The organism is Alteromonas sp. D210916BOD_24 (assembly GCF_047159385.1).
Taxonomy (GTDB): Bacteria; Pseudomonadota; Gammaproteobacteria; order Enterobacterales; family Alteromonadaceae; genus Alteromonas.
This window is the reverse complement of sequence record NZ_AP038333.1, coordinates 3,031,776-3,047,736: the sequence shown is the minus strand read 5'-3', so window position 1 is coordinate 3,047,736 and position 15,961 is coordinate 3,031,776. Positions and strand designations below refer to the sequence as shown.

Genomic DNA, 15,961 nt, shown 5'->3' with positions numbered 1-15,961 from the left:
AGGGTTTTTTACCCTAGGGGTAGCAACGAAACTCTTGAGAGTAATGTTGGTCCTCCTTGCGCAAAAGTCACGATGCTACGCATCACGATTTTGCACAATAGTTCTTTAACAATTTGGAAAGCTGATATTAATAGTAATCAATCAAAATTGAGTAACTGAGAAATCGAAAGATGACTTTTTACTCTACTTGACTGAATTGCTTGTTATCAATCGATGATTTGATAGCAAGGCAATTCTTCCGATTAGCTTGTCATTCATACAGCGTAACTCGAGCAGAAGTCAAAAGGCTGTTTGGGGTTGTATGGTTAAGTGACGAAGCGTATACGGTGGATGCCTTGGCAGTTAGAGGCGATGAAGGACGTGTAAGTCTGCGAAAAGCTGTGGTGAGCCGACAAAATGCATTTGAACCACAGATGTCCGAATGGGGAAACCCACCTATTTATAGGTATCGTTACATGAATACATAGTGTAACGAGGCGAACGAGGGGAACTGAAACATCTAAGTACCCTTAGGAAAAGAAATCAACCGAGATTCCCCTAGTAGCGGCGAGCGAACGGGGAGCAGCCCTTAAGCTGTTTAGAGTGTAGTGGAATCCTTTGGGAAGAGGAGCGATACAAGGTGATAGCCCTGTACACGAAGCGTTCTTTACAGTGAAATCGAGTAGGTCGGGACACGTGTTATCTTGACTGAATATGGGGGGACCATCCTCCAAGGCTAAATACTCCTAACTGACCGATAGTGAACCAGTACCGTGAGGGAAAGGCGAAAAGAACCCCTGTGAGGGGAGTGAAATAGAACCTGAAACCGTATACGTACAAGCAGTGGGAGCCCCATCACTAAGTGCCTCGGCGCTCAGTGAGAAGCTCACCTGATGTAGCGCAGCACTTGCTAAGCAGGTTGTGCGTTTTTTACGAACCGTCTCGCAGCGTACATAAAAGTACGTGAGAAACGGAAGCGTCAAAAACGATACAAGATGCAACGCAAGGGCAAGCGGGACATTTAGTGATGGGGTGACTGCGTACCTTTTGTATAATGGGTCAGCGACTTATATTTAGTAGCAAGGTTAAGTGAATAACGGAGCCGTAGCGAAAGCGAGTGTTAACTGCGCGTTTAGTTGCTAGGTATAGACCCGAAACCCGGTGATCTAGCCATGGGCAGGTTGAAGGTTGAGTAACATCAACTGGAGGACCGAACCGACTAACGTTGAAAAGTTAGCGGATGACTTGTGGCTGGGGGTGAAAGGCCAATCAAACCGGGAGATAGCTGGTTCTCCCCGAAATCTATTTAGGTAGAGCCTCGGACGAATTCCATTGGGGGTAGAGCACTGTTAAGGCTAGGGGGTCATCCCGACTTACCAACCCTTTGCAAACTCCGAATACCAATGAGAACTATCCGGGAGACACACGGCGGGTGCTAACGTCCGTCGTGGAGAGGGAAACAACCCAGACCGCCAGCTAAGGTCCCAAAATATTGCTAAGTGGGAAACGATGTGGGAAGGCACAGACAGCTAGGAGGTTGGCTTAGAAGCAGCCACCCTTTAAAGAAAGCGTAATAGCTCACTAGTCGAGTCGGCCTGCGCGGAAGATGTAACGGGGCTAAGCAATATACCGAAGCTGCGGCAGCATGTTTACATGCTGGGTAGGGGAGCGTTGTGTAAGTGGATGAAGGTGAGTTGTAAAGCTTGCTGGACATATCACAAGTGCGAATGCTGACATGAGTAACGATAATGGGAGTGAAAAACTCCCACGCCGGAAGACCAAGGTTTCCTGTCCCATGCTAATCAGGGCAGGGTAAGTCGGCCCCTAAGGCGAGGCAGAAATGCGTAGTCGATGGGAAACGGGTTAATATTCCCGTACTTATATAATCAGTGATGGAGGGACGGAGAAGGCTAGGCAAGCTTGGCGTTGGTTGTCCAAGTGAAAGCGAGTAGGTTGGAAACTTAGGTAAATCCGGGTTTCTAAGACTGAGACGCGAGACGAGCCACTACGGTGGTGAAGTTGTTGATGCCCTGCTTCCAGGAAAAGCTTCTAAACTTATGATTATATGAACCGTACCCCAAACCGACACAGGTGGTCAGGTAGAGAATACTAAGGCGCTTGAGAGAACTCGGGTGAAGGAACTCGGCAAAATTGTACCGTAACTTCGGGAGAAGGTACGCCCCTGTTTGTGAACGCCTTGCGCGGTAAGCAGATGGGGGTCGCAGTGACCAGGTGGCTGGGACTGTTTATTAAAAACACAGCACTCTGCAAACTCGTAAGAGGACGTATAGGGTGTGACACCTGCCCGGTGCCGGAAGGTTAATTGATGGGGTTAGCGTAAGCGAAGCTCTTGATCGAAGCCCCGGTAAACGGCGGCCGTAACTATAACGGTCCTAAGGTAGCGAAATTCCTTGTCGGGTAAGTTCCGACCTGCACGAATGGTGTAACCATGGCCACGCTGTCTCCACCCGAGACTCAGTGAAATTGAAATCGCAGTGAAGATGCTGTGTACCCGCACCTAGACGGAAAGACCCCGTGAACCTTTACTACAGCTTGGCACTGAACATTGAACCTACATGTGTAGGATAGGTGGGAGGCTTTGAAGCATGGTCGCTAGATTATGTGGAGCCGTCCTTGAAATACCACCCTTGTATGTTTGATGTTCTAACATAGGTCCCTTATCGGGATTGTGGACAGTGTCTGGTGGGTAGTTTGACTGGGGCGGTCTCCTCCCAAATAGTAACGGAGGAGCACGAAGGTTAGCTAATCACGGTCGGACATCGTGAGGTTAGTGCAATGGCATAAGCTAGCTTAACTGCGAGACAGACACGTCGAGCAGGTACGAAAGTAGGTCATAGTGATCCGGTGGTTCTGTATGGAAGGGCCATCGCTCAACGGATAAAAGGTACTCCGGGGATAACAGGCTGATACCGCCCAAGAGTTCATATCGACGGCGGTGTTTGGCACCTCGATGTCGGCTCATCACATCCTGGGGCTGAAGTCGGTCCCAAGGGTATGGCTGTTCGCCATTTAAAGTGGTACGCGAGCTGGGTTTAGAACGTCGTGAGACAGTTCGGTCCCTATCTGGTGTGGGCGTTGGATGATTGATGGGAGCTGCTCCTAGTACGAGAGGACCGGAGTGGACGAACCGCTGGTGTTCGGGTTGTCATGCCAATGGCATTGCCCGGTAGCTACGTTCGGAACGGATAACCGCTGAAAGCATCTAAGCGGGAAGCCGGCCCAAAGATGAGTCATCCCTGACCTTTAAGGTCTGGAAGGGTTGTTATAGACGATGACGTTGATAGGCAGGGTGTGGAAGCGTTGTAAGGCGTTAAGCTAACCTGTACTAATTGCCCGAGAGGCTTAACCATACAACACCCAAGAAGCTTTTTACCTACAAGCACTTGCTGCGCAAGTGGGCGTAGAAAATTATTTAAACGTAAAACGTGGTTTTACTGATAATTTTCTTACTCGCTAAAGCAGAGCAAGGTTGAGGTAAGTTTGCTTGAGAGCGTTGTAACGACAAGCTATATGTTTAAGTAGAGTGAAAAGTAGTTACTCACTGATTGAATTGATATCCAGTTTTCTAGATTGTTACCAGTTTTTCCTGGCAGCCATAGCGATACGGTACCACCTGACTCCATTCCGAACTCAGAAGTGAAACGTATTAGCGCCGATGGTAGTGTGGGGTTTCCCCATGTGAGAGTAGGACACTGCCAGGTCCTAATTCTAAAACAAAGAACCCAGCGAAAGCTGGGTTTTTTGTTTGCGTTAGAAACGAAACGGGATAAAAACGATGTGCAAATTATTCCGACTCAATTTCTTCGAAATATGCGCGATATTCCATTCGCGTAATCACTTTATCGTCATTTTCGTCCATTGCGGTAAAATCACCTTCAACTTTAGCGATGTCTAACTCTTCTGATGTAAGCTCACCGTCATTGTTGATATCTATTTCAGTAAATTTTTCGTCAGCTGTTGCCGACATCTCAGTGCGCAACTCTTTGTTTTTCTCTGAAATCATTTCCCCATCAGTGCCGTCTACCAAGCCAACAGTACCTTTATTAACTAATACAGCATCAGTTGTTCCTTTTGCTTTCACTTTAGCAATTATCGCGTCACTAAATAATGAAGGCTTTTCGTCTACAAACGCCGAAAATTCAGCACGACTTACCATTTCATCACCGTCGCTGTCCATCATGGTAAGCGTTTCACTTTCAATAGCGCCTTTCGCTTCTGTTTGTACGATGAATCCATCGCCATCTTTATCTAAAGGGCTAAAGCCCGTAGTAATCTTTGTTTCATGATGACCTGCTATCGCAGCTGTAGACAGCAAAGCAGCTAGCATGGCACTCGTAATCGCACTCAATTTAATTAATTTCATAGTCAAAGTCCTTCTATGTCAGTTAGTTCGATGGGCTTCAGTTGCACTTACTACACAATGAAAGTACATTCAGTACTCGTGCCAAGCCTGTAAGCCTATATATATCATCGGCTTAGAAAGTACTACTCAAAGGTGAATGCATTTAGATATGTCAATACAACACAGGCTTTGAAAGATCTTCATATTGAGCACTGAGAGTTAAAGGTGGCGGTGAATTGCCTAAGTAGCGAGTGAATAAATTAAAATAGTGACAACTGGTCGTTCACGATGTGTTCGAAATCTAAGCCTATGAGAGGAAGTAGACTGTCAGCTATAGGCTTAATCTGTTTCTCAATGTAATGATCATAGTCAAGCGGAGCCTGTGTATGTTCAATTGTTTGCGGCCCCTGTAAAGTTATCACATAAGCAATAGATGTATTCGACTGGTAACGGAGCGGCGAGCCTTGCTGGGCATTGATCTCATCTGCTTGTTTAGCCGCTTTGACGTGTGGAGGAAGAGTCTTCGTGTATGATGCAAGAGGTTTTCTGAGGCGTTTCCTATAGATCAATTCTGAATCAGCCATGCCCGATCTTATCTTTTGAATAGTTTGCTGAATATAGTTTTCAACCGGCATCTGTGAAAACACGCGCTGATAAAGCTCGTACTGAAATGTTTTGGCCATCGCAGTCCAATCTGATCTCACGTTTTCCAATCCTTTGAAAATGAGCGTGTCGACCTGCTGGCCTTGGTTAACCACTGTTTTCACCCCGGCATAGCGCTTTTTACTCCCTTCTGATGAGCCTCGTATTGTGGGCATAAAAAACGTTGAAAAGTGTGATTCAAACTCGATTTCCAAGTGACAATCAATAGCAAAACGACGAGACAATTCCTCCTGCCATTTGCGATTAATGATTTGTGCAAGCTTTGCCCCAGTTTCCTTTGCATCACCCAATGTATTTACTCCTTCAACGTGGACAAAAGTTGAATCGGTATCTCCATAAATGACAGTGTATCCTAGCTCTTCGATCCATTGGGCTGTGGTTTGCATGATTTCATGGCCCCTTAAGGTAATGGAACTTGCCAGTCGAGGGTCATAAAAAGGACATCCACCACTACCTAATACGCCATAAAAGGAGTTCATCAGGATTTTAATTGCCTGTGAGCGTGGCGCATCTTTCTGTTTTTTGGCTTCGTCTCTCTGGAGCCAGAGGTTTTCGATGATGTCAGGTAAGAAATGGTTGGTTCGACTAAATACCGCACCTTTAAATCCCGCTATAGCATTAGTTGGATCTTTTAATCCTTCTGCTAACCCGTATGGATCTATTTTAAAGGTGCGAATAATGGAGGGATAAAGGCTTTTAAAATCGAGTACCAGTACATCTTTGTAAAGTCCGGGTTGAGAGCGCATAACATATCCCCCCGGGCTCGCTAAACCTCCATTTTCGGGACGGACACCAGCCACATAGCCTTTGCGGTGTAATTTGGGTAAATACACGTTTAAAAACGCGGCTACTGAGCCACCGGGACGGCTTAAGTCGAGACCTGTCAAAGCGCTCCGAAGCGCAAGAAAATCGATAAAATGCGTCTTCTCTTCAATGCGATTTACTAATACCGTATCTTTAAAATTGTATTGAGCGAGTGCTAAGGGATCAGCGTGATAAAGTTGTTTTATCGCTTCTAATTTATTGTCACTTTGAATGAGTTTATTCTCGCCAAGTAGTGATTCTGAAACATGATCGAGGGAAAATGATTCAAAGTGATAGGTCATTGTTTTAAGCGCTTCTATTCCGTCAATAACACATCGCCCCGGCACATCTACAAGTGTTTGGTCTTCCCATGCCCTGACAGTTGCCTCTCGTTGCTGTCGGCCAATATTGAATTTAAGGCGGTGTAGATTTGAACGTCTCGCGATCACTGCCATGTCAAACTGCTTGACGTTCCATCCTAATAAAACATCGGGATCAATGTGTTCTACATGGTTAAAAAATGTCTCTAAAAGTGCTTTTTCGCTCTCAACCACGGTCAGGTTGAATGGCAAACGACCGTCTATCTTACCGCTCTTAATTTCAGTGGTTGGTGGCCTTACGAGTATGACTTCGTTAACGTGTTTGCTTGCAAGGGCTATACTGAACAAATCTTCGTGTTCATTACACTCTATATCGATGCTGAGTGCGCTAAAAGTGCAGCGGTATTGTCCTGGCCTCACTTGCGCATTTTCAATGGTAATAGGCTCAGCTTCTTTATGGGAGGAATTGCTTCGAGCCGATTGTATGAATTCTACCGAGCCATAGATAAAGCGCTCCATAAGGAAGCGATCAGCGAGCCTTATATCTGCTTCGTAGAGCGTAATCCCTTCAGCGAAAGCCAACTGGCGGAGCTGATGCATAGCCGTTTCTGCTGTAGATTTAATTGTGGTGACAGCGACTTGCTCTAAAGTGGTAAAACCATCATCTGACAGCTTTAGTTTATTCACAAGTGAAGTGGCTTTTTGTTTTAGCGTCTCGACTTGATCACTGGCAACAAAGCAAGATGGATATTGCGCTGGGGAAACAAGCCTTACCGCACCTTCATCCGTTCTTACCCATAGTTCTACATACACCTTGCCTTTACGGTGAAAGGTGCCCTTATTTAAAATAAAACCTTGTTTGATAACGGAGTCAGGCATGAATCGATGAGAAGTTGCTTAATCTTGATAAAAGAATGCCAAGTTTCTCATGAAGTCGGCTGAATTTCTTCAAATTCTAGTTCGTTATCATCCTTTCCTATAGATCTCTATTCGACAGATGTGTTTGTTTTTATCAATCGCTCGCGATAGAAACATACATTATAAATGGCTGTACGAGTTGTATAGGATGAAATATTTATACGAAGAACAAGTTGCCCCAGGCGAGTTGGTGGAAATATCCCCTGGGGTACTCTGGCTAACGATGCCTTTGCCTTTCGAGCTAGATCATATCAATCTGTATCTTCTTAGAGATAAGGCTGGTTGGATAGTTATTGATACTGGCCTTGGTACAAGCACTACTAAAAGCCTGTGGGAACAGGTTTTTGACCAGCTAGATGGCCCTATTAGTGGTGTATTGGTTACGCACCTTCACCCAGATCACGTGGGCTTGGCAGGATGGATAGCCGATAAATTTGATGTGCCATTTTATATGTCTCAAACGGAGTACTTTAGCGCAAGAGCGTTTGGTGCAGGTAAAAACGGTGCACCAAAGACGCGCGATGTGCGTTATTTTCATCAAGCTGGATTAGAAGCGTCTTTAGTCACACAATTAACCTCGGGTAGCGACAAGGGATACAGCAGCGTGGTGTCGCCTCTCCCCGTTAGCTATAGCCGACTCAAACACGGTATGGTGCTGACCATCAACCAGCAAAGATGGCAGATTATCATTGGGAAAGGGCACTCTCCTGAGCACGTTTGTCTTTTTAATCAAGATAAGAAAATTCTTATTTCAGGTGATCATATATTGCCCATGATCACACCCAATATTGGTGCCTATTCCACTGAACCTGAAGCCAATACGCTTAAAGACTATTTAGACACGTTACCTCAATTTAAATCGCTGCCCGATGATGTCATTGTCCTGCCAGCCCACAAGTTACCTTTTATGGGGTTACACCAGAGAGTAGATGAGCTTATCGCGCACCACCAGGAGCATTTAAACGCATTGACCGATGCATGCCAGCAGAGTCAAACGGTCGCCTCTTTACTGCCTGTGATGTTTAAACGAGAACTCTCAAATGGCAACATGGTTTTTGCTGTCGCCGAATGTCTATCGCATCTCAATTATTTAGTAAGTGAAGGCGTAATAACTCGGCATTTGAATATGAATGGTGTGTATGAGTATATTCAAGGGTGAAACTGTGAATATTACTCTGTTTCGTGTTCGGGCGCAGTCTCTGTAAGTTCTTCGGTGGGAACAAGTTTTTTAGGGATAGTTATCTCGACGACTGTGCCTTTGCCTTCTTTACTACTGATGGATATTTTACCTTGGTGCTGCTCAATAGCGGTGTAGGCGACTGATAAGCCCAGACCCTGTCCTTGTCCTTCAGGCTTGGTAGTAAAAAACGGTTCGAATACCCGTTTGATATTTTTCTGTGCAATTCCTTTCCCACTGTCAAGTATCTTGAAGGTCACAGTATCAGTATTTTCAATTACGCTTAATTTTACAAATCCTTTATCCTCAATCGCCTGAGCAGCATTAATCATGACGTTCATCAGCGCTTGCTTGAGCGGACCTGGATTACCCATGACTTCGACTTTTTCCTGAGCGCATTCGAATTTGTATTGAGGTGTACTGTACTGAGCAGAAATGAGAGTGATCAGTTGGTTGCAAACACTACACACTTCTACTGTTTGAATTCCCTCAGAGGTTTCTAGGGAAAAATTCTTCAAGTTATCTACTATGTCTTTAACTCGAGTCAGGCCCTCTGTGGATTCCACAATGAGTTCACTCATGTCCTCTTTGAGTAAATCGTAGTGATTTGATTCAAATAACGAAGCAATGTGTTCTTTCACTTCCTCGCCAAAGCTATTGAGATGGGGTTGAACGCCTTCACATATAGAAATTAAGTGGGCTGCGTACTGCCCAAGTGTGTTGAGATTGGCATTGACGAAACCGATAGGATTATTTATTTCGTGTGCGATCCCCGCTGCAAGCTGACCTGTGGAAGCCATTTTTTCTGCCTGGATGAGCTGGCTTTGAGCTGTATCTAATTTTCTAATGAGTTTGCGCTGAGCCTCATGCTCTTTTTTCAACGCTTCAGACAGCTTTTGCTGAGCTCTAAAGTAACTTGCTTGAGCGGTAACGTCTTGAAGAAATATACATGCCAACTTATTACCCGTTGTTTTGTCCTTTATTGGCAGGATTTCCATATTTTGGTACATTTGCGTTTCTTCGCCTGTAATAGGACGAGAGCTTTTAAAAGGAAATATATGGGGGCGCTGTTCCCAATAACTAAAGCTGGGATGCTGAAGTACAAATACCGATTTTAGCCTGCGTTTTAAAAACTTACCCTGACCCTGAAACAGTTCAGTAACGGGCTTTTCTTTGTAGTCGTTCCTTAATTCATGAGGTAATCTATCTAGAAAGAAATCGTTCAGGTAAACGACATTGAAATTCTCGTCAACGATTCCGATCCCGACAGGCAATTTACCTACCAGTTGGTCAAACATTATCCGAGCAACTCATCCAATGTATTTTTCATTCTTGTCAGTGAGTCGTCATCTAAACAGAATACCACTCGCATACTAAATGAAGATATGGCGATAATAAATTGTACTTCCATGACTAGACTGTGTTGCCATTTTAGCTCATCGAAATTCGCTTTGTCGGGCTGAAAAAGGGTAGGCATGTTGAGATTGGTATTCAACTCAAGTTGATCTGATAACCCAGCTAAACACGCACCTGCTAAAATATTACAGAGCTCTAGAATAATTTCTTGGGTATCTTCTTCGCTCAAAGGCTCCTCATAATCCATAAGCTCGGCCACTTCGATTAAACCTGACTCAGAAAGTACAGACATGACTTCACCGTGAATATCGCCTAAAAACGATTGACGTGTATAAAATGCATTTTTAGTTTCAAACAACAGAGAAAAAAGTTCAGTTGGTGTGACAGCAGATATCTTTGGAATTGAGATATCGATTTTAGTTTCAATTAGATGAGCAAGTGAGTTAGCTGCTTGTCCCATAGAAATGTTGATTAGCTCTTGAAGTGCATCTTTTTGGTCTTCATCAAGTGGTAACACGATACTCATAGATACCCCAGCTCAAACAGCGTCATTGCCAATTCTTCTTTATCAAGAGGCTTGCGTAAAAATCGTTTCGCCCCTAATGCCATCACTATTTTTTGTTTTTCAGGTTGAAAGTCAGCACTGATGACAATGACGTTAGTACTATCTTTCTGTTCATACAAATATTCTAAAACACCAACGCCATCAATTTCCGGCATAGTTAAATCTAAGAGAATGAGTTGGAACTTATTTTCTTTAAGAATTGTTATTGCTTCCTTACCGTTGGTGGCCTCCGTAATTTCATACTCTAACTCTTGAGGTAGTGAACGAATAACACTTCGCCTGGACAGCTTCGAATCATCAGTGACCAACACAGAAATTGACATTAACAGCCTCCTATAGCGACTTTTTGCTGCGTATTTAGGACCTGTTAGGAATTTCTGCTCATCGAGCAACAGGACTATCATTTCCATGAAACAATGGCTAACAGGTACTTAGTAAAGTATGTGCATCTTTTACGTTACTGCAACACTACCGCTAAAAATTATCAGAACGGGTAAGGTTTCTAATTTGAAGTATATGACAGAAGTGACTTTTGTGCGTATTAGACTTTAAGTTGAAAATGTCTTTTTTAAGCAGTTTGGAATATGAGGTAAAGAGGTGCTATTGGTCTACACATTAGCTACACACAGTGTAGACCAATTAAGCGGTTTGGTGCTAGGTGTTTTGTTTTTTATTCATACTTTCCAAAGCGAAGGGCATGGAATCAACATAGCGCTGAACGTCTTCAATTTTACCCATGCTTACACGAGACCAATTGTCATAAGTTCTGTAGATACCTCTGATCAGTACGCCCTTTTCGGCCATCGCTTGTCTGAAGTATTCTGCATTGCCATCCCCTAAATTAACGAAGATAAAATTAGTACTCGAAGGAAGTGCAGTTAAGCCGTTACTTTGAACAGCATTCATCACCATAGATTTGGCTTCTTCAATTTTTTCTTTAGAAAATGTAATAAATGCGTCGTCGTTGTAGCTTGCTATAGCAGCAGCGAGACCTGCTTGATTGAGCGTATACCCACCCATCCCATAACGATTTATCCACTCGGTATTTTCTTCAGACGCAACGAGATAGCCCACGCGTAAACCTGCTAAGCCGTATATTTTAGAAAAGGTACGCGCGACAATGATATTGTGTCCCGCTTTTACTAACGGGATCATCGAGTGTGCAGGCGGGTTTTCGATAAGTTCATTATACGCCTCATCCACTAATACCAAGGTTTTCTTAGACGCCTTTATGCAAAATGCCTTGAGCTTTTCTGGATCTAAGTTTTTACCGGTTGGATTGTTGGGATTACAGATATGCACCAGGCTAATTGACGGGTCAATCGCGTCATACATGGCGTCTAAATCGATATCAAGCCCACTGGTGTTAGGTATGCGCACAATTTCAGGTCCTCCCTGTTTTGCGGGGGCTTGAGATGTGGTATCCCAAAACAGATCTGGACCAAGGATTTTACCTTTTTGGCTCGCCGCCAGCGCGGTATATGACAGCACGGGGCTAGACCCTGCACTTAGTGATATATTTTTTCGTCCTATCCCATGCCTTTCAGCAATCATATCCATTAAGGTCATGGCTGCTGGGTAGGCATAATATGCCCCCCCTTGGGCTGATGCTTTGGCGATAGCTTCAAGGGCTGCTGGGCTGGGTCCATATGGGTTTTCATTTGCATTGAGTTTGGCTATCCCTGGCATCGGACCATAAATTACATTTTTGAGTAGATGATTAGGGTTGGCTTTAACCTGACTTAATAAGCCACTAGCGCCAAGCGCAGTTGCTGCTACTGTTCCACCTATAAAAAGACGTCTGGCGGGATTGTGAGTCATAATATGTTCCTTTTCTATTTACTGTACAGGCATGTCTACATTGCTTTGTAAAACATCGCTGTAGAGACAATCACTAAGTAAACGCCGAAAAGGCGTTTGAGTTTTTTTTCACTAAAGTTATGGGCCATTTTTGCGCCAATCGGCGCAGTAAAAATTGAACCAATACTGATTGCGACAAGGGCCGGGATATTGATATAGCCTATGGTGCCAGCAGGCAGAGAGGCCGTAGGTGAATGCGACATAAACAAAAAGCCGATGGCTCCTGGTAATCCGATGAGAAAACCGACTCCCGCAGCTGTGGCAACCGCTTGCTGGATAGAGCGCTGACACATCACCATAGTAATCACTGTTGGTGTACCCCCTCCGATGCCTAATAGAGCAGAAAAGCCACCTAGCACAAAAGCGAGAATGGCTTTTCCTACTCCTGTTGGCATCGAAAAAACCAACCCCGGACGCACCACGAATTCAGGAAACAAAAAGTACACTGAATACAAAAGCACGCCGGCAGCAAATACCACCGTCAAGCCATCAGCACTAGTGTGATTCGCAATAATTACACCGCCGACAACACCCAATATGAGCCAGATACTCCAAGAACGTAAAATATCGAAATCAACGGCACCTTTTGCGCGATGTGCCATGACCGAGCGTGCGCTGGATACGACTATAGAAGCGAGAGAAGTTCCAATTGCCACTTTTACCAGCGCTTCTGAAGGCGGTGTGAAAAATGGAAACACGGCAAGAAGAGCGGGAACCACTACAAACCCTCCACCATTGCCGAAAAGACCGGCAGTGATCCCGGCAATAGCACCAGTTATACAGAGAGTAACTACAAACCACAGTAGCTCTATTTCCATTTATTTTTTTCTCCACGTAATGCATGGGTAAATATATTTTTTTCAGGTTTTGAAGATATAAAAAGCAAACACCGGCAGAAGCCGGTGCGGTGCTGTCATCCTTCTAGAACTTTGCTGCCAGACGGGTGTAGTAGTATCCCCCTTGCCAGTCGACAATGGAGTCAGAACGATAAATACGTCCACAGCATGTTTCGCCCATCGTGCCCTTATCGGGATAGTTGTCGAAGAGGTTACGCACACCGACTGATAAGGTCAGGCTTTCATTAATGTAATAACTGCCTTCTAAGTCGAAGAGGAATTCAGAACCAAACTTCTGAATGGTTTCCAGTGAGCTATCGTTAGAGTTCTCGTATTCGCCGTAATAATTCAAACGACCGACTATCATCCAGTCTTCATAACTGTGTTTTAGCGATAGCACTCCTCGCACTTCTGGCGTGCCGTTTTCAAAATCGAACTGATCTTCATCGTTAAAGAATTCACTCGGGTCAGAATCAAACTCATTGGTGTTGTAGTTTAGTGAGCCGGTGAGGGTGGTAGCGCCATAGGTCGTTTCAACGTTATACGTTGCCACCACGTCAATGCCTTCAGTGACGGTGTCAAACGCATTTTGGAAAAAGAACACGCCCCCAATCGACTCTGCACCTACCACACCTGCGCCAGCGAGTGCTAAGTAATTTTGATATGCCTGATATCCCGATGCATCAGGATCGGTAACCTCTGTGGTGGATACATCCATGGTTGATACAGAATTCACCCGGTCTTCTAGCTTGATGTTGTAATAATCAATAGTGAGGGTCATATCCCCGTAGTTAGCAGTCAGACCTAAAGTAAAGTTGGTCGATTTTTCAGGATCTAACTCGTTAGCGCCCAGCGCTTGTGCAACGTCGCCGCCGGCTGGAAATAAACCCGTTGCAACTGGGAATCCATTAGGTAGCCGGGTAGATACGTTAGTTGTGCCTTGTTGACCAGGGGTAGGCGCGCGGAACCCGGTGCCAAATGAGGAACGCAAGGCGATTTCTTCAGTCATTTGGTAGATGCCGGCCACTTTATATACTAGCTCAGAGCCAAAGTCAGAGTAGTCTTCATAGCGAATTGCTGCTTGAGCAAATACCTCATCTGTAATATCACCCGAGATATCCGCATACACGGCATAGGAGTCTCGAGAATAGGTATCTGAAAATTCCGGTGAGTAACCCGGAAAGCCATTTGAACCTACGCCGACCACTGTATAAACGGCGTCTACACCTTCAAAACCATCGTCCTCAATTCCGTCACCATCTGAATCGGCAGATGTGTAGTTCGCACAGTTAAGTGACGAACCATTAGCTATAACGGCTAGACCTGCAGAGGTAGCACTGTAGTCGTCGTTACAAAATGCCCAAGGATCGGAAGTCGCATAAGGGCCAGCAAAGTAGGAGTCCACTTCACCTTCTGTTATTTCATAGCTTTCATCTAAGTAGCTGACGCCGAATGCTAGAACATACGAAGAAAGGTCATAGGTAAAGTCAGCTTGAAACTGTGTTTCTTCGTTTATCAAGTCTCCAGGCTTGAAAGAAGTGGGAGAGGTGTTGCCCATCGATGGGTTGATGGTGTTTTTAAGGGTATAAGAGATTTCATTCGAGCCGTATCGACCGCTGATGTCATAGTCTAACGCACCCACAACGCCTTTAACGCCACCGACAAATGAGTAGTCAGTCACATCACCAAAAAAGCGTGGTGTAAAACCACCGGGAAAAATTTCAATGGGATTCCATATTGAACCGTCTTCTAATCGAATGTCTTCAATGGTGCCATTGCCAGGGTAACGATAAAAGAATGAGCCATCGCCTTCGCTTTCGGAATAGTTCGCAAATGCGTAAAGCTCAATGCCCGATGATAAGGTGTATCCGCTATTGACAAAAAGGCGTGCCCCACTGGTATTTGGTTGACCCCAGGGTTGTACCTGATCTGAACCATGGACATCGTTAGCCATAGCTTCAGCCGCGGCAATGTACTCAGCTGATTGGTCGTTAACACAGAACCAACTTTCACAGTACTGCTCTCCCCTGAATGTCGCTTCGCTATCAGAATATTCTGCTGAAATACTGATAAATCCGTCGTCACCTAAAGCTAAACCTTTGTTTGCGGTAACGGTAATTTGATCGCCGTCTCCTTCAAAGTAAGTGCCATAGTCAGCGGTCAATGAGCCGCCATCGCTGTTGTTTTTCAATTGGAAGTTAATTACTCCCGCGATTGCGTCTGAGCCATATTGGGCCGCAGCGCCATCTCTGAGTACTTCAACACTGCCAATTGCAGATGTAGGAATGGTCGCTAAATCGGGCCCTTGCGTGCCCGAACCGCCAATTTGAACCAGTGCCGCACGATGACGTCGTTTGGAATTGACCAACACGAGAGTTTTGTCGGTGGGCAACCCCCTTAGCGTGGCGGGACGGACGAATGTGCCACCATCTGAGATGGGTTGCCGACTCAGTGAATAAGAAGGCACTAAGGTCATTAATACGTTGTTCATGTCGGTAAAGGCGACGGCCTCCATATCTTCTGCACTTAATACATCTACAGGTACGGGAGAACTGGTGACAGAGCGGGGCGCACCACGAGCACCTACCACGGCAATGCGTTCGAGATCTTTTGCTTCGGCTTTTTTCGTGGTTTCTTCTGCATCCTCTTGGGCAAGGGCTATGGGGGAAAGGGTACAAAGCGCCATTGAAGTGAGCGCACAGGTTATAGCGGTATGGAGTTTATGTCTTTTCATGTGTGTTCCTACTCGTGCTTACGGTTTGCTTTTATGGCGGGCTAGTCGCCTCTTAATTGCGGACTTCGCCCTTTTTTGGCACGCACAGGCACCACGTTGATGCGTTTCAACACCTTGTTGTTATTAGATAGATGCCTGTGTACAAGATTTAGGCTAAAAATTCTTTTTAGTTTGAGGAAGAAAGAAGAATATTTAGGGGTATAAGGAAAATATTGATCCTTTTATTTAAACCTTATTAATAGTGTGGTTGAGTGAAAAATGCGCGAGCGGGTGGATTTTTATGGTGACGTTTATAACCTCATTTTTTACATTATTGATACATACATAGTTGGAATGGCATATTCATTGCTGAATTTGAATAGTGAATACTTATGACGTTGTGACAT

The 15,961-nt window shown here is 44.9% G+C and carries 9 protein-coding genes and 2 rRNA genes; 3 read left to right on the top strand and 8 right to left on the bottom strand.

Annotation, left to right across the window (positions count from 1 at the left end; translation table 11 throughout):
- Nucleotides 1-303: 303 nt before the first annotated feature.
- Both ACMCM8_RS13255 and rrf read left to right on the top strand, forming a co-directional pair.
- Nucleotides 304-3,350 (top strand): 23S ribosomal RNA (locus tag ACMCM8_RS13255).
- Between the two features lie 235 nt (nt 3,351-3,585).
- Nucleotides 3,586-3,701 (top strand): 5S ribosomal RNA (gene rrf / locus ACMCM8_RS13250).
- Nucleotides 3,702-3,784: 83 nt separating this feature from the next.
- On the opposite strand, the gene ACMCM8_RS13245 is transcribed toward rrf, so the two are convergent.
- Complete coding sequence (locus ACMCM8_RS13245) at nt 3,785-4,363, bottom strand: hypothetical protein (RefSeq protein WP_412723088.1); 579 nt, start codon at nt 4,361-4,363, stop codon at nt 3,785-3,787.
- Nucleotides 4,364-4,602: 239 nt separating this feature from the next.
- The gene (locus ACMCM8_RS13240; protein WP_412723087.1) at nt 4,603-7,008 is read right to left on the bottom strand and encodes a DNA polymerase II; all 2,406 of its coding nucleotides are present in this window, start codon (nt 7,006-7,008) and stop codon (nt 4,603-4,605) included.
- 187 nt (nt 7,009-7,195) lie between these two features.
- On the opposite strand from ACMCM8_RS13240, the gene ACMCM8_RS13235 reads away from it, so the two are divergent.
- Nucleotides 7,196-8,206 (top strand): MBL fold metallo-hydrolase, encoded by a 1,011-nt coding sequence (locus ACMCM8_RS13235; RefSeq protein WP_412723086.1) that lies wholly within the window; start codon nt 7,196-7,198, stop codon nt 8,204-8,206.
- An 11-nt stretch (nt 8,207-8,217) separates the two neighbouring features.
- Here ACMCM8_RS13235 and ACMCM8_RS13230 read toward each other — a convergent pair whose 3' ends face one another.
- From ACMCM8_RS13230 to ACMCM8_RS13205, 6 genes are all read right to left on the bottom strand, one after another.
- Nucleotides 8,218-9,522 (bottom strand): sensor histidine kinase, encoded by a 1,305-nt coding sequence (locus ACMCM8_RS13230; RefSeq protein WP_412723085.1) that lies wholly within the window; start codon nt 9,520-9,522, stop codon nt 8,218-8,220.
- The gene (locus ACMCM8_RS13225; RefSeq protein ID WP_412723084.1) at nt 9,522-10,106 is read right to left on the bottom strand and encodes a chemotaxis protein CheX; all 585 of its coding nucleotides are present in this window, start codon (nt 10,104-10,106) and stop codon (nt 9,522-9,524) included. The genes ACMCM8_RS13230 and ACMCM8_RS13225 overlap by 1 nt, the downstream gene beginning before the upstream one ends.
- Nucleotides 10,103-10,468, bottom strand: coding sequence for a response regulator (locus tag ACMCM8_RS13220; RefSeq protein WP_412723083.1), 366 nt, complete (start codon nt 10,466-10,468; stop codon nt 10,103-10,105). Before ACMCM8_RS13220 ends, ACMCM8_RS13225 begins: the two co-directional genes overlap by 4 nt.
- A gap of 331 nt (nt 10,469-10,799) precedes the next feature.
- Nucleotides 10,800-11,966 (bottom strand): pyridoxal phosphate-dependent aminotransferase, encoded by a 1,167-nt coding sequence (locus ACMCM8_RS13215; RefSeq protein WP_412723082.1) that lies wholly within the window; start codon nt 11,964-11,966, stop codon nt 10,800-10,802.
- Nucleotides 11,967-12,001: 35 nt separating this feature from the next.
- Entirely contained in the window at nt 12,002-12,823 is an 822-nt protein-coding gene (locus tag ACMCM8_RS13210) for a sulfite exporter TauE/SafE family protein (protein WP_412723081.1), read from the bottom strand.
- Between the two features lie 103 nt (nt 12,824-12,926).
- The gene (locus ACMCM8_RS13205) at nt 12,927-15,575 is read right to left on the bottom strand and encodes a TonB-dependent receptor plug domain-containing protein (protein ID WP_412723080.1); all 2,649 of its coding nucleotides are present in this window, start codon (nt 15,573-15,575) and stop codon (nt 12,927-12,929) included.
- Nucleotides 15,576-15,961 lie beyond the last annotated feature (386 nt).

Coding starts and splice junctions, on each gene's coding strand:
- ACMCM8_RS13245 (WP_412723088.1), bottom strand. CDS start 4,363: ATGAAATTAATTAAATTGAGTGCGATTACGAGTGCCATGCTAGCTGCT.
- ACMCM8_RS13205 (WP_412723080.1), bottom strand. CDS start 15,575: ATGAAAAGACATAAACTCCATACCGCTATAACCTGTGCGCTCACTTCA.
- ACMCM8_RS13220 (WP_412723083.1), bottom strand. CDS start 10,468: ATGTCAATTTCTGTGTTGGTCACTGATGATTCGAAGCTGTCCAGGCGA.
- ACMCM8_RS13240 (WP_412723087.1), bottom strand. CDS start 7,008: ATGCCTGACTCCGTTATCAAACAAGGTTTTATTTTAAATAAGGGCACC.
- ACMCM8_RS13230 (WP_412723085.1), bottom strand. CDS start 9,522: ATGTTTGACCAACTGGTAGGTAAATTGCCTGTCGGGATCGGAATCGTT.
- ACMCM8_RS13215 (WP_412723082.1), bottom strand. CDS start 11,966: ATGACTCACAATCCCGCCAGACGTCTTTTTATAGGTGGAACAGTAGCA.
- ACMCM8_RS13235 (WP_412723086.1), top strand. CDS start 7,196: ATGAAATATTTATACGAAGAACAAGTTGCCCCAGGCGAGTTGGTGGAA.
- ACMCM8_RS13225 (WP_412723084.1), bottom strand. CDS start 10,106: ATGAGTATCGTGTTACCACTTGATGAAGACCAAAAAGATGCACTTCAA.
- ACMCM8_RS13210 (WP_412723081.1), bottom strand. CDS start 12,823: ATGGAAATAGAGCTACTGTGGTTTGTAGTTACTCTCTGTATAACTGGT.